This is a genomic window from Curtobacterium sp. 22159 (assembly GCF_052045775.1).
Taxonomy (GTDB): Bacteria; Actinomycetota; Actinomycetes; order Actinomycetales; family Microbacteriaceae; genus Curtobacterium.
Map to the genome: position 1 here is coordinate 323,036 of NZ_JBQEPN010000001.1, position 17,457 is coordinate 340,492.

18 protein-coding genes are annotated in these 17,457 nt (G+C 72.0%); 11 read left to right on the plus strand and 7 right to left on the minus strand.

All coding sequences use genetic code 11. From position 1 onward, the window contains the following. Positions 1-13: 13 nt before the first annotated feature. The 5 genes from ACTJKO_RS01645 (at position 14) to ACTJKO_RS01665 (ending at position 5,620) form a co-directional block, all read left to right on the plus strand. Positions 14-1,093 carry a histidinol-phosphate transaminase gene (locus ACTJKO_RS01645; protein ID WP_440685015.1) on the plus strand — a complete coding sequence of 360 codons (1,080 nt, stop codon included), beginning with the start codon at positions 14-16 and terminating at the stop codon, positions 1,091-1,093. A 23-nt stretch (positions 1,094-1,116) separates the two neighbouring features. Continuing rightward, positions 1,117-2,253, plus strand: a complete 1,137-nt coding sequence (locus tag ACTJKO_RS01650) for a thiamine pyrophosphate-dependent enzyme (protein ID WP_440685017.1) — start codon at positions 1,117-1,119, stop codon at positions 2,251-2,253. An 86-nt stretch (positions 2,254-2,339) separates the two neighbouring features. Then, positions 2,340-3,299, plus strand: coding sequence for an alpha-ketoacid dehydrogenase subunit beta (locus ACTJKO_RS01655; protein WP_440685196.1), 960 nt, complete (start codon positions 2,340-2,342; stop codon positions 3,297-3,299). Positions 3,300-3,340: 41 nt separating this feature from the next. Beyond that, positions 3,341-4,966, plus strand: a complete 1,626-nt coding sequence (locus ACTJKO_RS01660; RefSeq protein WP_440685019.1) for a dihydrolipoamide acetyltransferase family protein — start codon at positions 3,341-3,343, stop codon at positions 4,964-4,966. A 78-nt stretch (positions 4,967-5,044) separates the two neighbouring features. Further along, positions 5,045-5,620: a GNAT family N-acetyltransferase gene (locus tag ACTJKO_RS01665; RefSeq protein ID WP_440685021.1), complete on the plus strand. Its 576-nt coding sequence runs from the start codon at positions 5,045-5,047 to the stop codon at positions 5,618-5,620. A gap of 36 nt (positions 5,621-5,656) precedes the next feature. On the opposite strand, the gene ACTJKO_RS01670 is transcribed toward ACTJKO_RS01665, so the two are convergent. The 5 genes from ACTJKO_RS01670 to ACTJKO_RS01690 form a co-directional block, all read right to left on the minus strand. Continuing rightward, entirely contained in the window at positions 5,657-5,809 is a 153-nt protein-coding gene (locus ACTJKO_RS01670; protein ID WP_440685023.1) for a hypothetical protein, read from the minus strand. Then, entirely contained in the window at positions 5,806-7,131 is a 1,326-nt protein-coding gene (locus ACTJKO_RS01675; protein WP_440685025.1) for an alpha/beta hydrolase, read from the minus strand. The genes ACTJKO_RS01670 and ACTJKO_RS01675 overlap by 4 nt, the downstream gene beginning before the upstream one ends. Next, positions 7,128-9,167: a bifunctional lysylphosphatidylglycerol flippase/synthetase MprF gene (locus tag ACTJKO_RS01680; protein ID WP_440685027.1), complete on the minus strand. Its 2,040-nt coding sequence runs from the start codon at positions 9,165-9,167 to the stop codon at positions 7,128-7,130. The genes ACTJKO_RS01675 and ACTJKO_RS01680 overlap by 4 nt, the downstream gene beginning before the upstream one ends. A 101-nt stretch (positions 9,168-9,268) precedes the next feature. Continuing rightward, complete coding sequence (locus ACTJKO_RS01685; protein ID WP_440685029.1) at positions 9,269-10,471, minus strand: sensor histidine kinase; 1,203 nt, start codon at positions 10,469-10,471, stop codon at positions 9,269-9,271. Next, positions 10,464-11,096 carry a response regulator gene (locus ACTJKO_RS01690; RefSeq protein ID WP_440685031.1) on the minus strand — a complete coding sequence of 211 codons (633 nt, stop codon included), beginning with the start codon at positions 11,094-11,096 and terminating at the stop codon, positions 10,464-10,466. Before ACTJKO_RS01690 ends, ACTJKO_RS01685 begins: the two co-directional genes overlap by 8 nt. Positions 11,097-11,202: 106 nt before the next feature. Here ACTJKO_RS01690 and ACTJKO_RS01695 point away from each other — a divergent pair, with 106 nt between their 5' ends. Next, a complete protein-coding gene (locus tag ACTJKO_RS01695) occupies positions 11,203-11,937 on the plus strand; it encodes a GntR family transcriptional regulator (protein ID WP_440685033.1) in 735 nt (244 codons plus the stop codon). Between the two features lie 113 nt (positions 11,938-12,050). On the opposite strand, the gene ACTJKO_RS01700 is transcribed toward ACTJKO_RS01695, so the two are convergent. Then, positions 12,051-12,503, minus strand: a complete 453-nt coding sequence (locus tag ACTJKO_RS01700; protein ID WP_440685035.1) for a PTS sugar transporter subunit IIA — start codon at positions 12,501-12,503, stop codon at positions 12,051-12,053. Then, positions 12,500-12,736, minus strand: coding sequence for a PTS transporter subunit EIIB (locus ACTJKO_RS01705; RefSeq protein WP_213142111.1), 237 nt, complete (start codon positions 12,734-12,736; stop codon positions 12,500-12,502). Before ACTJKO_RS01705 ends, ACTJKO_RS01700 begins: the two co-directional genes overlap by 4 nt. Before the next feature lie 178 nt (positions 12,737-12,914). Here ACTJKO_RS01705 and ACTJKO_RS01710 point away from each other — a divergent pair, with 178 nt between their 5' ends. From ACTJKO_RS01710 to ACTJKO_RS01730, 5 genes are all read left to right on the plus strand, one after another. Beyond that, positions 12,915-14,183: a PTS transporter subunit EIIC gene (locus ACTJKO_RS01710; protein WP_440685037.1), complete on the plus strand. Its 1,269-nt coding sequence runs from the start codon at positions 12,915-12,917 to the stop codon at positions 14,181-14,183. A 117-nt stretch (positions 14,184-14,300) separates the two neighbouring features. After that, positions 14,301-15,212, plus strand: a complete 912-nt coding sequence (locus ACTJKO_RS01715; RefSeq protein WP_440685039.1) for a metal ABC transporter solute-binding protein, Zn/Mn family — start codon at positions 14,301-14,303, stop codon at positions 15,210-15,212. A gap of 65 nt (positions 15,213-15,277) precedes the next feature. Continuing rightward, positions 15,278-16,084, plus strand: coding sequence for a metal ABC transporter ATP-binding protein (locus ACTJKO_RS01720; protein WP_440685198.1), 807 nt, complete (start codon positions 15,278-15,280; stop codon positions 16,082-16,084). Continuing rightward, entirely contained in the window at positions 16,084-17,025 is a 942-nt protein-coding gene (locus ACTJKO_RS01725; protein ID WP_440685041.1) for a metal ABC transporter permease, read from the plus strand. The genes ACTJKO_RS01720 and ACTJKO_RS01725 overlap by 1 nt, the downstream gene beginning before the upstream one ends. Further along, positions 17,022-17,447, plus strand: coding sequence for a Fur family transcriptional regulator (locus ACTJKO_RS01730; protein ID WP_440685043.1), 426 nt, complete (start codon positions 17,022-17,024; stop codon positions 17,445-17,447). Before ACTJKO_RS01725 ends, ACTJKO_RS01730 begins: the two co-directional genes overlap by 4 nt. Positions 17,448-17,457 lie beyond the last annotated feature (10 nt).

Consider the following 17,457-nt stretch of genomic DNA (forward strand, 5'->3'; position numbering starts at 1 on the left):
GTACCCTGGGGCGGTGACTGACGAGCGCGTGCACATCCGCCCCGAGATCGCGGTGCTGCCCGCGTACAAGCAGGGACGGCAGGCCGCGGCCTCCGCCTTCAAGCTGTCGAGCAACGAGAACCCGTTCCCGCCCCTGCCCGGCGTCGTCGAGGCGGTCCAGGCCCAGACGGCGTTCAACCGCTACCCCGATGCGACCGCGCTCGCCGTCCGCGCCGTCCTGGCGAACCGCTTCGGCACGACGGTCGACGAGGTCCACGTCGCTCCCGGGAGCGTCGCCATCCTGCACGAACTCGCCAAGGCCACCTCCGGCCCGGGTGACGAGATCGTCTACGCGTGGCGGTCCTTCGAGGCGTACCCGGGTGTCGTGACGGTCGCGGGGGCCACGAGCGTGCAGGTGCCGAACCGGGCCGACGGTGGACACGACCTCGACGCCATGGCCGCCGCCGTGACCGAGCGCACCCGCATGGTCATCGTCTGCACGCCGAACAACCCGACCGGGCCGACGGTGACCGGGCCCGAGTTCGAGGCGTTCATGGACCGCGTGCCGCCGTCCGTGCTCGTGGTCCTCGACGAGGCCTACGCCGAGTTCGTCACCGACCCGACCGCCGTCCGGGGCGCCCCGCTGCTCGAGCGCTACCCCAACCTCGTCGTCCTCCGCACGTTCTCGAAGGCGTACGGGCTCGCGGGCCTCCGCGTCGGGTACGCCCTCGGGCCGGCGTACGTCCTCGACGCCGTCCGCGCCTGCGCGATCCCCCTCTCCGTGACGGCGCAGGGGCAGGCCGCCGCGCTGGCGAGCCTCGAGCGCGAGGACGAGCTGCTCGAGCGGGTCGCCGAACTCGCCCAGCGCCGCGACCGGATCGTGGCGTCGTTGCGGTCCCAGGGGTGGGACGTGCCGGACGCGCAGGGCAACTTCGTGTGGCTGCCGACGGGCGAGGGGACGGCGGTCGCGGCCGAGGCGTTCGAGCGTGCCGGCATCATCGTCCGGGCGTTCGCACCGGAGGGCATCCGCATCTCGATCGGCGAGCACGAGGCTGTGGAAACGCTCCTCGAAACGGCTCGCTCGCTTGTGGAGGACCTCCAGGTTCTGCCGTAGTCGCTGCCGCTACGCTGGCCCGCATGTCATTCCGCGCCGCGGCCCCCGCGACGACCACCATCCGGCTCCTCGACCCCGAGGGCCGGTTCGAGGAGACCGACGACAACGCGGAGTTCGCCGCTGCGGCGCGGGCGATCCCGGACGAGACCCTGCTGGCGATGCACCGCCGCATGGTGCTCACCCGTCGGTTCGACCACGCCGGCCACAACCTGCAGCGCACCGGGCAGCTCGGCCTCTGGGTCCCGAGCCACGGGCAGGAAGCCGCGCAGGTCGGATCGGTGTTCGCCCTCCGCGCGCAGGACCACGTCTTCCCCTCCTACCGCGAGCACGCGGTCACGATGCACCGCGGTGTCGAACCGATGGAGATCATCGCGATGTACCGCGGTCAGACGCACGGCGGCTGGGACCCGGACGAACGCGGCAACACCCACATCTCGACCCTGGTGATCGGCTCGCAGACCCTGCACGCCACCGGGTACGCGCTCGGACAGCGACTCGACGGCGACGTCGGCACCGGTGACCCTGACCGCGACGCCTGCACGATCGTGTACTTCGGCGACGGCGCGACGAGCCAGGGCGACGTCAACGAAGCGTACGTCTTCGCCGCGTCCACGAAGGCCCCCGTCGTGTTCTTCCTGCAGAACAACCACTGGGCGATCTCGGTCCCGGTGTCGGTCCAGTCGCCGACGCCGCTGGTCGACCGGCCTCGCGGCTTCGGCATCCCGAGCATCCGGGTGGACGGCAACGACGTCCTCGCGTCGTACACGGCGTCCGTCGTGGCGACCGACCACGCCCGCAGCGGCCAGGGCCCGGCCTTCGTCGAGGCGGAGACCTACCGCATCGGCGCGCACACGAGCTCCGACGACCCGAGCCGGTACCGGGGCGACGACGAACTCTCCGCATGGGTGGAGCGTGACCCGATCGCCCGGTCCGCGGCGTACCTCCGGTCCCGCGGCGTGACCGACGAGCAGCTCGCTGCGTTCGACGAAGAGGGCGAGGACATCGCTGCCGACGTCCGTCGTCGAACCGTCGCCCTCCCCCCGCCGTCCATCGACGTGATGTTCGACAACGTGTACCGCGAGCCGCATCCGCTCGTCGCGGAGCAGAAGGCATGGCTCGAACGGTACGAGGCCGGCTACGAAGGGGGCGCCCACGCATGAGCACCACCGAGCAGCTCTTCGACTACACCCTGCGCGCCCACCCGGGGGCCGGTGAGGTCCCCACCGACCCCACGCCGACGCTGACGATGGCGAAGGCCCTCAACGCCGGGCTCGCCGCCGCCATGCAGGCGGACGACAAGGTCCTGCTCATGGGTGAGGACATCGGTGCCCTCGGCGGTGTGTTCCGCATCACCGAGGGGCTGCAGGCGCGGTTCGGTGCCGAGCGCGTCCGGGACACCCCGCTGGCCGAGTCCGGCATCATCGGCACCGCGATCGGGCTCGCCCTGCGCGGCTACCGACCGGTCGTCGAGATCCAGTTCGACGGGTTCGTCTGGCCGGGCTTCGACCAGATCACCTCGCAGCTGGCGAAGATGGCGAACCGGCTGCCGGCGCACATGTCGCTGCCCGTCGTCATCCGCATCCCCTACGGCGGCCACATCGGCGCCGTGGAGCACCACCAGGAATCGCCCGAGACGTACTTCGCCCACACCCCCGGCCTGCGGGTGGTCAGCCCGAGCACCCCGAACGACGCCTACTGGATGATCCAGGAGGCGATCGCGTCGAAGGACCCCGTCGTCTTCCTCGAGCCGAAGTCCCGTTACTGGCCGAAGGGGCAGGTCGACCTCGTCGACGGGCACGTGCCGATGCACACGACGCGGGTCGCCCGCACCGGGACCGAGGTCACCCTCGTCGGCCACGGCGCCATGGTCGCGACCCTCATGCAGGCGGCCGAGATCGCCGAGTCCGAGGGCACGAGCTGCGAGGTCATCGACCTCCGCTCCATCTCCCCGATCGACTGGGAGCCGCTGCTGGCCTCCGTCCGGAAGACCGGCCGGCTCGTCATCGCGCAGGAGGCCTCCGGCTTCGTCAGCGTCGGGAGCGAGATCGCCGCGACGGTCGCCGAGCAGGCCTTCTACACGATGCAGGCGCCGCCGCTGCGGGTCTCCGGGTTCGACATCCCCTTCCCGGTGTCGAAGCTGGAGCACCTGCACCTGCCGGACGCCGACCGCGTCCTCGAGGCCGTCGACCGCGCCCTCGCCTACTGACCACCCCGCCCGAGCCCGACCAGAACGCCGAAGGAGCCGTAGTGGCCGTCGCCGAATTCCCCCTGCCCGACGTGGGCGAAGGTCTCACCGAGGCCGAGATCGTGCAGTGGCGCGTCGCGATCGGGGACGAGATCGCCGTCGACCAGGTGCTCGTCGAGATCGAGACCGCGAAGTCGCTGGTGGAGCTGCCGTCGCCGTTCGCCGGGACGGTCACGGGGCTGCTCGTGTCCGAGGGGGACACCGTCGAGGTCGGTCGCCCGATCATCCGGGTCGAGTCGGACGCCACGGTCGCGTCCGGCGCGCCCACGGGCGGTCCGGGAGGCGCGGCTGCGGTGACCGAGAGCGCCCCGGCCTCGCCCGCGGTCGCGTCCGCCCCCGCCCCCGCCCCTGCCGCCGCGGCTCCGGCTCCGGTCGCGGCGCCCCGGCCCGTCCCGGCGGCTCCCGCCCCGGCACCGGCTGTCCCAGCGGCCGCTGCGGCCCCCGCGGTTGCGTCCCCCGCCGCTCCGACCCACGCGACGCCGGCTCCGTCCGCGGACGCGACCCGGAAGCCCGTGGCCGACGGTGCGTCGGTGGTCGGGACCGACGAGTCCTCCGGCGCGGTCCTCGTCGGCTACGGGTCGGCGACCTCGTCGCCCTCGCGTCGCAAGCCCGGCGCCCGCCGGGCAGCAGCGCTCGCGGCCGAGGCGAGTCGCGCCTCCAGTGCGGACGCCGCCGCTGCCGCCGAAGCCGCTGCCGACCCCGGAGAGGACACCACCGCCGACGCGGTCGCGTCGCAGGGCTCCCGTCCGCGCAAGGCGACCACCGCCGCGAACGTGCTCGCGAAGCCCCCGATCCGGAAGCTCGCCCGCGACCTCGGCGTCGAGCTCGCCGAGGTCGTCGCGACCGGACTCACGGGTGAGGTCACGCGTGACGACGTCATCCGGCACGCCAAGCAGGCGAGTGTCTTCCGGAACATCGAGACGCCCGAGTGGGGCGACGTCCGCAGCGAGACGATCCCGGTCAAGGGTGTGCGCAAGGCGATCGCGACGGCGATGACCACGTCGGCGTTCACCGCGCCGCACGTGTCGCTGTTCGTCGACGTCGACGCGACCCGCACGATGGAGTTCGTCAAGCGGCTGAAGTCCTCGCCGACGTTCGCCGGTGTGAAGGTCTCCCCGCTGCTCATCTTCGCGAAGGCCGTCATCTGGGCCGTCCGCCGCAACCGCTCGGTGAACTCGACGTGGACCGACCGCGAGATCATCGTGCACCACTTCGTGAACCTCGGCATCGCGGCGGCGACCCCGCGCGGGCTGATCGTGCCGAACATCAAGGACTCGCAGGACATGTCGCTGCTCGAGCTCGCCCAGGCGCTCGAGGAGCTCACGCTCACCGCACGTGACGGCAAGACCACGCCGCAGCAGATGGCCGACGGCACCGTGACGATCACGAACATCGGGGTGTTCGGGATGGACACCGGCACGCCGATCCTCAACCCGGGCGAGGTGGCGATCGTGGCGATGGGAACCATCAAGCCGAAGCCGTGGGTCGTGGACGGCGAGGTGCGCTCCCGCATGGTGACGACCGTCGGCGCCTCGTTCGACCACCGGGTCGTCGACGGTGACGTGGCGTCGCGGTTCGTGCACGACCTGGCCTCGGTGATCGAGGAGCCGGCGCTGCTGCTCGACTGAGCGCAGGTCGGGTGCGGACTCCCGCAATCGTCGCGCGGCGTTCACGCGGATGTCGGTGGGTGGGGCGAGGATCGTGGCATGGTCCACCAGCTCCTGATGCCCCCGCAGGAGATCCGAACGGCTCACCTCCTGCTCACCCCGCTCACACCGGCCGACATCGACGACGTGTACGCGGTCTTCTCCGACGAGCGCACGTGGACCCATCTGCCCACCGGGCGGCACACCACTCGGGCGTCGAGCGTCGAACTGGTCCAGCGCACCATCGGCGGCCGTGTCCGCCACGGGCTCGGCTCGTGGGTGGTCCGCGCTGCCGCCGACCATGCCTTCCTCGGGGTCGGGGGTGTCGACATGACCGCTGCGGGGGTGTGGAACCTCGGGTACCGGTTGACGCCCTCCGCGTGGGGGAACGGGTACGCGACCGAGATCGCTCGTGCTGCCGTCACCGCGGCGCACGACACTGCGGCCGACGCACCGATCACCGGCCGCGTGCTGACGAACAACCCGGCGTCGGCGGCGGTGCTGCGTCGATCGGGCCTCTCCCTGGTGTGGCAGGGGGAGAGCGGCTCGGCGTTGCCGGACGGCGTCGAGCGGCAGGTGTGGGCCGACCGTGCGCTCTCGGTTGCGCAGCGGGACTGGCTCGTCGCGAACGCCTGACACTGATCGCGACGCCTGGCCGACGCCCACGACCGCTCAGCGCCGAGACCGCCTCCCCGCCGCGGACAGACCGGCCGCGAGCACGCACATCCCCAGGAGCACGCCGGCGATCGGGGCCGCGGCCGTGGGTCCGACGCTGAGCAGCAGCGCCGCGACCACGGCGACGGCGACCAGCACGACGTGGTTCACCGGGCGGCCTCGAACAACTCGTCGATCTCTCGCGGGAACTCGGTCCGCAGCGACCACTGCACCGTGTTCCAGTCGTGCCCGCTCCCGGGCGCGAACGCGATCGTCGTCGTCGCCCCGGCCGTGCGTGCCGCGGCACCGAGCGTCTTCGCGTTGCGGCTGAACTGGCGGTCGGACGATCCGGCGGTCAACCACAGGCTGTGGCCGCGGAGGCCGTGCGCCCGCATCTGCGCGATCGGGGCCGCTGCCTTCCAGCTCGCGACGGAACCGCCGAAGGCCTCGTCGGCGCTGTGCTGGGGGTTCTGGTCGATCGGTTGCAATTCGCTGGAGATCGCCAGCACGGCAGCGTACGACGACGGCTCCGCGGTGACGAACTGCATGGCGCAGGTCGCTCCCTGCGAGAAGCCGACGAGGCCCCAGGCGCGCCGGTCCGGGGTGACGGGGAGGTGCGCGGTCAGCCAGTCGGGGACGTCCCGGGTGACGTAGGTCGCCGACTTCCCGAGGCGAGAGTCGACGCACATCGTGTTCCGGCCGGGTGCGGACAGCTGGTCGACGGACACGACGATCGGTGCGCGGCCCTGGTGGGCGGCGGCGTACGCGTCGAGGACCTCGCCCATCTTGCCCGCGGTGAACATGTCGCTCGGTGCACCGGGCTGCCCGGCGAAGGCGATGACCACGGGCAGGGGTGCGGGGTCACGGACGAGCGCCGCGGGCGGCAGGTAGGCGATCGCCGGGCGTGCGGGGAAGCCGGACCGCTCGCCGGGGATGTCGACGGTGCGGACCTCGCCGGCTGCCGGCATGGTGTCGGCCGGGGCTGCGTGCAGGTCCAGCGCGGGGTAGGGGTCGCTCTGCACGACGGTGCCGAGCGTCGGGTACTTGGCGAACTCGACGTTGACGCCGAGCGCGGGGACCAGGAGCGCAGCGGGCACGAGCAGTGCCGCGAGCACCCGGCGTCCGGTCCCCCCGTGCACGATGCCGGCGACCGCGAGGGCGAGTGCCGCCGCCGCGAACGCGACCCACATCCGGGTCACGGGGCTCAGCCCGACCCCGAAGAGGTCGAGGACGTCGCTGACGAACCAGCACACGGCGAGCACGACCACGGCGGCTCCGGCGGCGATCGCGGCGCGGACGCCGACGGCCCGCCAGGCCGCGCGGGACCGCCACGCCCAGGTCCGCTCGGCACGGTCCGCGTCGGCGGCGACCGGAGCGGGGCGCAGTGCGGGCAGGAGGACCACGACGGCGAGGACCGCGAACGCGGTGTCGATCGGGACGAGCTTCGACGGCGCCTGCAGCTGGGTGGCGAGCAGCCACTCCGTCGGGCTCACGAGCGGACGCCCCGACTGCTGGGGACGGTGGCGCGCTCGACCGCCGCGGCACGGTGCGCCTGGCGGAGCGCCCACAGGTGCTTCGGCCGGAGCCCCGGCACGTACGCACTCGCGAGGGCTCGGGCGACCCGCGGGACGTGCAGCGGCGTCGGGACGATCAGCCAGAGCGGTTCGTGGCGTGCGCCGAACTTCTCCTTGAACCGCTGCAGGGACCGGAACCCGTACACCGGCTCGAGTACCCGCGCGAGCAGCAGCGAGCCCCGGACGACCAGGGAACGGGCACCGGCGTGGGCGGCGAGCGGCGTGCCGGAGAGGCTGATCGTGGTGAGGCCGGCCTCACGGGCGCGGAGGGCGGTCCGGGCGATGAGGAACTCCATCACGCCGGGCATCCCGTCCTCGCCGCGGCGCATGACGTCGAGCGTCCACCCGGTCAGCACGCCGTGCTCGTACACCGGCAGCCAGCTCGTGACCGCGGTGACGTGCTCGTCGGCCGTGACGGCGAGCATGAGTCGGACGTCGGGGTCGTCGAGCTCGCGGAACCCGCCGAGGGTGAACCCCATCTCCGGCAGACGTCGGTCGGAGGCCCAGCGCGTGCAGATCGCCTCGACCTCGGCACGACGGCCGTCGTCGAGCGCGGCGAAGGTCGTCCACTCGTCGCGCAGTCCCTCGCGGTCGGCACGGTTCGACGCGGTGCGGAGGTCCTGTCGCTTCTTGCCGCGCAGGTCGAACGTCGTGACGTCGAGCACCGACTCGACGCCGACGGGCAGCGCGGTCCACCCGTCGGCGACGAGGATCGTCCGCACGGGCTCGTGCACGCTGGTGAAGGCGGGGACCCAGCCGTTGCGCTCGCAGAACGCGGTGAAGGCGGCGACGACCTCGGGCCGGTCCGCCGCTGCGCACGCCGGGTCCGACACCGTGAGGGCCACCTCGCCGCGCACCCGGTAGGCGACGGCGCCGAGGCCACCGGGGTGGGTCCACGTCGCGTTCCCACGCCAGGTGCCCATGTGGCCGAGCGTCCCGGCGTCCCCGCCGCGGAGCATCTCGACGAGGTCGTCACGTCCGGTCCCGGCCGAGTGGAACCGGGCGCGCACGAGCCGTCCGCGGAGCGCCACGACGGCCAGCAGCACCGCCGCCGGCACGAGCCACGCACCGAGGAGCGTGACCTGCCACTCGATCGCGTCCAGCCCGAGCCCCTGCCACTGCACGTCGCCGTCCTGCATCGGTTCGATGAAGAAGACGTCGGCGAGGACCGCGGTGAGCGTCAGGAGCACGCCGGTCGCCAGGACGATCCCGGACCGCCGTCCGCGCTGCACGAGCCACGCCGCGCAGAGCAGCAGGAGTCCGACGACGAGCACGGCGCGGTCGCTCATCGCGTCCGCGAAGGGCGACAGGACGCCGTCGGGATCCGGGACGACCGGCGTCACGAGCGTGCCCGCCCCGAGGGCGATCAGCACGCTCACCACGACGGTCCGCGGGCTGACGGGGTCGCGGGTGGTGCGGGGTTCCGGACTGGAGGCGCGGCGCGCGACGACCACACCGGCGACGGTGCCGAGCAGGGTCGCCAGGGCGCGCGCCAGGTCCGACCCGTGGCCCGCGAACAGCACGAGCGTGAGGACGACCGTCCAGAGGGCCGTCCGGGTGCGCCAGCGACGCTGCACCGGCATGGTGGCCGACGCGGCGCCGAGCAGTGCCGCGGCCACGACGGACGGTGCGAACAGGGGCTGCCCGACCGCGAACTCGGCGTGGGCCTCGCCGAGCGCGGAACCGATCGTGACGGTGAGCAGGGTCGCGAGGATCGCCAGGGTGGGCGCGGCGGTGCCGATCACGAGTGTGCGGAGGGAGCCGAGGGAGCGCTCGGCGAGCACGGTCGTGAGCACCACGGCCACGAGGGCGAGGCAGGCGACCGGAGGGTGGTGCGGGAAGTCCGGCTCGGCGTGCGCCATCCGCGCGCTGACCACGAGCGCGGCCGCCGCCACGGTCACGGCGACGGAGACGGGGAAGCGCCGGAGACGTCCGACGAGCGTTGCAGGTGCCACGCTCTCATCCCACCCGACCGCGGGCCCGTCGTCATCGACCCCCGGCGTGAACCCCGATGGCCGATCGGCCACCCGGGCCTGGCTCCGAGGATGACCGCGGGTCAGACCGGCGGTGGCGCGGGGAGGTGCTCCACCGGGAGCCGCAGGTGCAGGGCGAAGCCGTCGTCCGGCTGCGGACCGGCCTCCATGCTCCCGCCGAGGAGCGAGGCCCGTTCGCCGAGGCCGATCAGCCCGAGGCCCGACCCCGGCAGTTCCAGGCGCTCCGACCGCGCCGGTCCGTTCACGACGTCGACGAGGACGTGGTCGCCGTGGATCCGTCCGCTGACCCGGACGGTGGCGTCGGGAGCGTGCTTCCGGACGTTCGTCAGCCCCTCCTGCACGAAACGGTAGACGGCGCGCTGCAGCGGCTGCGCGAGGGTGTCCGGCAGGTCGACCGTCGTGCTGGTCTCGAGTCCGCTCTCGGCGACGAGCCGCGGGAGGTCGGCGAGCACCGGCTGCGGGGCGATCTCGCGGTCGGTGCCGCCCGAGGCGCGGAGCACCTGGACCATCTCGCGGAGCTCCTGCAGTGTCACGACGCACAGCTGGCGGATCGTCCGTGCGAACCCGCGCTCCGCCTCGTCCCGACCGGCCATCTGCATGGCACCCGCCTGCACGGCGATGAGGGTGACCTGGTGCGAGACGACGTCGTGCATCTCGCGCGCGAGCAGCGCCCGTTCGCGGGACAGCGCCACGGCGGCGGCCTGTCGGCGTTCGTCGGCGCGGGCGCGACGCGACTCGACGAGCTGCTCCGTCAGGCGGGCGCGGGTCTGCACGAGCAGTCCGACGGCGAGCGGCCCCAGGGCGAAGATGAGTGCGTAGACGACCGAGACCACGATCTCGTCGAGCGTCTGCGGCGGTCCGACGAACCCGCTGAACCCGACGAACTGCACGATCGCCGCGAGGAGCATCAGCCATCGTCGGCTGGTGCGCTCCCCGAGCGTGAACAACGCCACGCTGCCGGCGACGACGGCTGAACCGACGAAGAGGCCGGGCATGGTCAGCGCGAAGGCGAGCACCGGGAACCGCCGGCGGAGCAGCAGCGCCGCCGCGGCGAGCAGCGAGAGCCAGGTCTCGACGGCGGTCGCCCCGGAGATGTCGAGCACGGCGTCGGCGACCGCGGCCGCGATGAAGAGCGCGTCGACGACCCACCACGGTGCCCGGTGGGTGCGCGCCCAGCGCAGGCCGGCGTCGACGAGTCCGTCGAGCCTCCCGTCCGTCACGGCGAGGGCCCGGCGGACGCGCGACGTCCGCGACGACTCAGGCATCGAGGAGCCCTGCCTCGGCGGCGCGCAGCGCGAGCTGGACCCGCGTCGGCACGCCGAACGCCGCGAGGAGGGCCCGGACGTCCTCCTTCACCGTCCCGGTGCTGACCCCGAGCCGCTGACCGATGTCCGGGTTGCTGGCGCCGTCGGCGACGAGCCGCAGGACCGCCCGCTCCCGGTCCGTCAACGCGGGCACGTCGACGGGCGGTCGTGCGGCGAACAGGCGGGACCGGTCGACGCCCGGCGCGAGCACGACGCCGCCGCGGGCGAGCACCCGCACGTACTCGGCGAGCCCCTCGGGGTCGGTGTCCTTGAGGAGGAAGCCCGCCGCGCCGAGCTCCATCGCCTGCCCGACGTACTCGTCCGTGTCGAACGTGGTGAGCATGGCGACCGCAGGTGGGTCGTCGAGGGCCTGCAGCTCGCGGAGGACTTCCAGGCCGTTCACCCGGGGCATGCGGACGTCGAGCAGCACGACGTCCGGCGCGTGCTCGCGGATGACCCGGACGGCGTCGACGTCACCGGTCGTGGCGACGACGTCGATGTCCGCGGCGGCACCGAGGATCAGCTCGAAGCCGTAGCGGACGAGCGTCTCGTCGTCGACGATCACCACGGTTGCCACGGGCGTCATCTTGTCATGCGCATTGGCGATCCCGAGGGGACTCGCTACTGTGATGGGAACTGGTCATGTCCGCGCATGACCACCGGTACGACCAGCGACGGAGCACGAGGGACCCATGACGAGCCGCATCACCGAGGGTGCTGAACCGAAGCACCAGCAGTTGCGGCGCATCCTCCTGGACCTCGTGACGTCGCGGCTGGCGCCCGGCTCGGCGATCCCGTCGGAGCGGCAGCTCATCGCCGAGTACGGCGTATCCCGGATCACCGTGCGCGAGGCGCTCGGCCAGCTCGTCAACGAGGGCTACCTGGAGCGCGTCCGCGGGAAGGGCACGTTCGTCGCGCACCGACCCGTGCAGTCGACGCTGCACCTGGCGTCCTTCACGGAGGAGATGCGGGCGATGGGGCACGTCCCGACGACGGTCGTGCTCGTGCGCGAGGAGCGCGTGCCGCCGACGGACACGGCCGCGGCCCTCCGGCTCGACCCGGACACGGCAGCATTCCACGTCAAGCGACTGCGCATGGCCGACGGCGCACCGGTGTCCATCGACGACGCCTGGCTGGTCGCCGACGCGTTCCCGGGGCTGCTGGAGCACGACCTGTCCGGTTCGGTGTACTCGATCATCGCGACCGAGTACGGCACCCCGATCGACCGGGCCCAGCAGACGGTGGCCGCGAACCCGGCGGCGGACGACGTCGCTACCCTGCTCGGCACGAAGACGGGCGCCCCGGTGCTGGAGTTCGACCGGGTGTCGTACGCGGGGGACCGGCCCGTCGAGCACACCCGCTCGTGGTACCGCTCGGACCGCTACCGCGTGCAGATGGAGGTCACGGCGTCGCAGTCGGTCGCGTGATCGGATGGCGCGGCGCTGCGGCAGCCGCCGTCGCGATCGCACGCGCTGAGCGACAGGTCACGGGCGCGGATGCCCGTGAGGTGTCGCTCAGCGCGTGAGGAGGTACCGGGCCGTCAGGCCTCGAAGAGCGCGTCGCCCTCGAGGACGGTCGTGCCGACGGTGTCCTGCGCGACGGAGTCCGGGGCGGAGCCGAGCACCACGACCGGGCAGATCGGCGAGTAGCCCGCTGCCTGGATGACCGACGGGGTGAAGCGGACGACGGGGTCGCCCGCGGCGACGGTGTCGCCCTCGGCGGCGAGGAGCTCGAACCCCTCGCCGGAGAGCTTCACCGTGTCGATGCCGACGTGCACGAGGACGTCGGTGCCGGCCGCACCCTGCAGCGCGAAGGCGTGCGGGTGGAGCTTCACGATGGAACCGTCGACGGGCGCCACCGCGGTGACCGCTCCCTCGACGCCGGTCGGGTCCACTGCGACCCCGGCGCCGACGAGCTGCCCGGCGAACACCGGGTCGGGCACGTCGGCCAGCGAGACGACCGGGCCCGCGAACGGGGTCCGGACGCTCGTCACAGCTCGTCCTGGATGTCCTGCGCGAGGTTGTCCGCGACCGGGCCGACGATGACCTGCCAGCCGGTGCCGCCGCCGACGACGGCCTGCGCGCCCGCAGCCTGCAGCGCTGCCTTGTCGACGAGGTCGCCGTCCTCGACCTCGACGCGGAGGCGCGTGATGCAGCCCTCGACCTCGTCGATGTTGTCCGCGCCGCCGAGCGCGGCGATGATGTCGGCTGCCTTGATGTCGGCCATCGTTTCCTCCTCGTTAACGAATTTCGTACCAGGTTGACATGCGCCCGGTCTCGGTTCAGACTACGGAACTGGTCATGACCGGACAGGACCGGACCTGGTGACACGCCGAGATTACCGGCGCCGGCTGCACGACTCAACCTCACCCCGACAGCTCCACCCAATGACGAGAGGACCTCCGATGAGCGCCACCACAGCCACGGATGTGCCGGAGAAGAAGACGCCGAAGAAACAGTCCCGGTTCTTCGCCAACGCCCAGCGACTCGGGCGGAGCCTGCTCCTGCCGATCGCGGTCATGCCCGCCGCGGGCATCCTGAACCGCATCGGTCAGCCCGACCTGCTCGGCGCGATCCCCGGCTTCGGCACCGGCGCCAGCGTCATCGGCGCAGCGGGCAACGCGATCTTCACCTGGCTGCCGCTCCTCTTCGCCGTCGGCATCGCGATCGGCTGGGCCAAGAAGTCGGACGGCACCACGGCCCTCGCCGCGGTCGTCGGCTACATGGTCATGTACGAGGTCTTCAAGGTGATGTCGCCGATCGTGCTCAGCGGCGTGAAGGACGCCTCGGGCAACCAGGCGATGATCAACTTCGGTGTGCTCGGCGGCATCATCATGGGTCTCGTCGCCGCGGGCCTCTGGCAGCGCTTCCACCGCACGAAGATGCCGGACTTCCTCGGGTTCTTCTCGGGCCGTCGTCTCGTGCCGATCCTCACCGCCGCAGCCGGCCTGGTCATCGCCGTGCTCATGTCGTTCGTCTACCGCTACTTCGACATCGGCCTGACGTGGGTCGGCGAGCAGGTCACCGCGCAGCCGGTCATCGGCGGTGGCATCTTCGGCTTCGCGAACCGCATGCTCATCCCGGTCGGGCTGCACCAGCTCCTCAACTTCTTCCCGTGGTTCCAGCTCGGGAGCTTCAACGGGCCGAACGGCGTGGTCGCCGGCGACATCCCGCGCTTCCTCGCGGGTGACCCGACGGCCGGCATCTTCCAGACCGGCTTCTTCCCGATCATGATGTTCGCCCTGCCGGCCGGTGCGCTGGCGATCTGGCGCAACGCGCGTCCGTCGCAGCGGAAGCTCGTCGGCGGCATCATGCTCTCGGCTGCGCTGACCTCGTTCGTGACCGGCATCACCGAGCCGCTCGAGTACTCGTTCATGTTCGTCGCGTGGCCGCTGTACGTCATCCACGCGGTCCTCACCGGCACCTCGCTGGCGCTCGTGAACGCGCTCGGCATCCACGACGGCTTCTCGTTCTCGGCGGGTGCGATCGACTTCGTGCTGAACTTCGGCAAGGCGGACGGGGCGATCTGGCTCATCCCGATCGGTCTCGGGTACGCGGTGATCTACTACTTCCTCTTCAGTTTCGTGATCAAGAAGTGGAACCTGCGGACGCCCGGCCGTGAGCCGGAGGACGAGATCGCCTCGGCCTCCGTCGACGACCTCACGAAGGCGTAGCGGACGCGATCGACGGACGGACGGGAGGCGCGGTGCCAGCTGGTACCGCGCCTCCCGTGCATCATGCGGTTGATACTGATTTTGACAACGGTTATCAACAAGCCCTACGCTCGCAGCATGCAGAACCGCCTCCTCGCCCTGCCCCTCGTCGTCGGCGCCGCCGCGCTCGCACTGACCGGGTGCGCGACGTCCTCCGCCTCCGACGACGCCTCGGGTGACGGCACGATCAGCGTCGTCGCCTCCACCAACGTCTACGGCTCGATCGTCGAGGCCATCGGCGGTGACCACGTCGCCGTCACGAGCATCCTCGACGACCCGTCGCAGGATCCGCACTCGTTCGAGTCGAGCGCGAAGACGCAGCTCGCCGTGTCCAAGGCGGACCTCCTCATCGAGAACGGCGGCGGCTACGACGACTTCATGACCACGCTCGCCGACGCGTCGAAGACCAAGGCCGACACGATCGACGTGGTGAAGCTGTCCGGGCTCGACACCGGCGGTGACGCCGAGTTCAACGAGCACGTGTTCTACAGCTACCCGACGATGGTGAAGCTCGTGGCGGACGTCGAGCAGCGACTGTCGGAGCTCGACGCGGGGGACCGGGCGACCTTCTCCCGGAACGCCGACGCACTGACCGCGAAGCTCCGGTCGCTCGAGTCGCAGACCGCGTCCCTCCGGAAGCAGTACGACGGCGAGGAGGTCGCCTACACCGAGCCGGTGCCGGGCTACCTGTTCGACGCGATCGGTCTCGACAACGTCACGCCGGAGAAGTTCTCCGAGGCGATCGAGGAAGGCGACGACGTGCCGCCGGCAGCGCTCAAGGACACGCTCGACCTGTTCCACGGCGGGACCGTGCGGCTCCTGGCGTACAACGACCAGACGTCGAGCCCGGAGACCGAACAGGTCAAGAAGGCCGCCCAGGACGACGACATCCCCGTGGTCGGGGTGACGGAGACGCTCCCGAAGGGGAAGGATTACGTCTCGTGGCAGCAGGCGAACATCGACGCGGTCCGGGCGGCGCTGAGCAAGTGACCGTCGTCCAGACCCCTCCGCGGACCGCCACTGCCCCGGGCAGTGGCGGTTCCGCCGTGCTCGCGATGCGCGACGCCGGTCTGTCGTACGGCGAGCGTCGGCTCTGGTCGCACCTCGACCTCGACGTGGCGCCGGGTGAGTTCGTCGCCGTGCTCGGGCCGAACGGCGCCGGCAAGACCTCGCTCCTCCGGACGGTCCTCGGCCAGCAGCGCCTGACGTCCGGCACGATGTCGTTCCTCGGCCAGCCGGTCCGGCGCGGCCACCGACGCATCGGGTACATCCCGCAGCAGCGCCTCATGGAGGCCGGGACCCCGCTGCGCGCGCGGGACATGATCGCCCAGGGCGTGACCGGGTCGCGGTGGGGCGTCCGACCCGCGAGCCGCGCCGAACGCGCCCGGGTGGACCGCATCCTCGACGAGGTCGGCGCGACCGCGTTCGCCGACGCGCCCGTCGCCGAGCTCTCCGGCGGCGAGCAGCAGCGCACCCGGGTGGGGCAGGCCATCGCCGCCGACCCGGCGCTGCTCCTCTGTGACGAACCGCTCATCTCCCTCGACCTCCGCCACCAGCGGGGCGTGACGGAGCTCATCGACCGCCAGCGTCGGCAGCGCGACGCGGCGGTGCTGTTCGTCACGCACGACGTGAACCCGATCCTGGACGTCGTCGACCGGGTCCTCTACATCGCCGGGGGCCGGTTCCGCATCGGCTCGCCCGACGAGGTCCTGCGCGCCGACGTCCTCAGCGACCTGTACGGCACGCCCGTCGACGTGGTCCGCACCATGGGCCGCATCGTCATCGTCGGAGCGAACGAGGCGCACGAGCACCACTGCGACCCGGACCCGCACGCGACGGCACCCGACGAAGGGCGGATCTGATGGACCTCTGGTCGACGGTCTTCTCGTTCCAGGACTACGGCGAGCTCCTCGTGCTCGTGCAGAACTCCGTCTGGGCCGGTGCGGTCCTCGGCGTCGTCGGCGGGCTCATCGGGCCCTTCGTCGTCGCCCGGAACCTGCCGTTCGCGGTGCACGGCATCTCCGAACTGTCCTTCGCCGGTGCGTCGGCATCGCTGCTGCTCGGCGTCAACGTCGTCACCGGGTCGCTCGTCGGCTCGGTGATCGCGTCGCTGCTCATCGGGCTGCTCGGGTCGAGGGCGCGCGACCGCAACTCGATCATCGCCGTCCTCATGCCGTTCGGGCTCGGTCTCGGGATCCTCTGCCTGGCGCTGTACAAGGGTCGCGCGGCGAACAAGTTCGGGCTGCTCACCGGGCAGATCGTCTCCGTCGACAACCCGCAGCTGACCTTCCTCGTGGTGGTCGCCGCGATCGTCGTCGCGACCCTGCTCGTGATCTGGCGTCCGCTGATGTTCTCGTCCGTGGACCCCGACGTCGCCGCAGCGGCCGGCGTGCCGGTGCGGACCCTCGCGATCGTGTTCATGCTCGCGCTCGGACTGGCCACGGCGGTCTCGGTGCAGATCGTCGGGGCGTTGCTCGTGCTCTCCCTCCTCGTCACCCCCGCGGCGGCTGCCCTGCGCCTCAGTTCGCACCCCGTCGTCGTGCCCGTCCTGTCGACGGTGTTCGCCGTGGCGTCCGTGGTCGGGGGCATCCTGCTCGCACTCGGTGGCGGGCTGCCGATCAGCCCCTACGTGACGACGATCTCGTTCGTGATCTGGGTGGTCTGCCGCATCGTCGGTGGCCGCCGCGAGCGTCGGGGGCGGGACCGGATCGCCCACCGAGACCAGCGCGACCCGGGCGTGCCGCGCCCGGTGTCCGACGGAACGGACGCGGACGCCACCCGGACGGAAGGAGTGACCGCATGAACGCCGTGCAGAAGCCGAAGCGGAACACGTGGCAGCGCGAGGCCGTGCGGACCGCGCTGTCGAGCACCGAGGGGTTCGTCAGCGCGCAAGCGCTGCACCAGCACCTGCGCGACGACGGCTCGACGATCGGGCTCGCGACCGTCTACCGCGCGCTCGCCGACCTGGCGACGGAGGGCGACGCCGACTCGCTGCAGCAGGACGGCGAATCGCTCTACCGTGCCTGCACGACCGACGCGCACCACCACCACCTGATCTGCCGGAACTGCGGGCGCACCGTCGAGATCGAGGCGGACCCGGTGGAGCGGTGGGCGCAGGACGTCGCGGCGGCCAACGGCTTCACGAACGCCAGCCACGTGGTCGACATCTTCGGCGAGTGCGCCGCGTGCACGGCCGCCCGCGCAGGCGTCGGTGGTGACGAGTAGCCTCCGCGAC

Excerpts from the sequence above, each read along its gene's own strand:
- ACTJKO_RS01710 (WP_440685037.1), top strand. The coding sequence starts at position 12,915 with ATGAGCGCCACCACAGCCACGGATGTGCCGGAGAAGAAGACGCCGAAG.
- ACTJKO_RS01685 (WP_440685029.1), bottom strand. The coding sequence starts at position 10,471 with ATGCCTGAGTCGTCGCGGACGTCGCGCGTCCGCCGGGCCCTCGCCGTG.
- ACTJKO_RS01690 (WP_440685031.1), bottom strand. The coding sequence starts at position 11,096 with ATGACGCCCGTGGCAACCGTGGTGATCGTCGACGACGAGACGCTCGTC.
- ACTJKO_RS01705 (WP_213142111.1), bottom strand. The coding sequence starts at position 12,736 with ATGGCCGACATCAAGGCAGCCGACATCATCGCCGCGCTCGGCGGCGCG.
- ACTJKO_RS01665 (WP_440685021.1), top strand. The coding sequence starts at position 5,045 with ATGGTCCACCAGCTCCTGATGCCCCCGCAGGAGATCCGAACGGCTCAC.
- ACTJKO_RS01655 (WP_440685196.1), top strand. The coding sequence starts at position 2,340 with ATGGCGAAGGCCCTCAACGCCGGGCTCGCCGCCGCCATGCAGGCGGAC.
- ACTJKO_RS01730 (WP_440685043.1), top strand. The coding sequence starts at position 17,022 with ATGAACGCCGTGCAGAAGCCGAAGCGGAACACGTGGCAGCGCGAGGCC.
- ACTJKO_RS01650 (WP_440685017.1), top strand. The coding sequence starts at position 1,117 with ATGTCATTCCGCGCCGCGGCCCCCGCGACGACCACCATCCGGCTCCTC.
- ACTJKO_RS01695 (WP_440685033.1), top strand. The coding sequence starts at position 11,203 with ATGACGAGCCGCATCACCGAGGGTGCTGAACCGAAGCACCAGCAGTTG.
- ACTJKO_RS01715 (WP_440685039.1), top strand. The coding sequence starts at position 14,301 with ATGCAGAACCGCCTCCTCGCCCTGCCCCTCGTCGTCGGCGCCGCCGCG.
- ACTJKO_RS01725 (WP_440685041.1), top strand. The coding sequence starts at position 16,084 with ATGGACCTCTGGTCGACGGTCTTCTCGTTCCAGGACTACGGCGAGCTC.
- ACTJKO_RS01720 (WP_440685198.1), top strand. The coding sequence starts at position 15,278 with ATGCGCGACGCCGGTCTGTCGTACGGCGAGCGTCGGCTCTGGTCGCAC.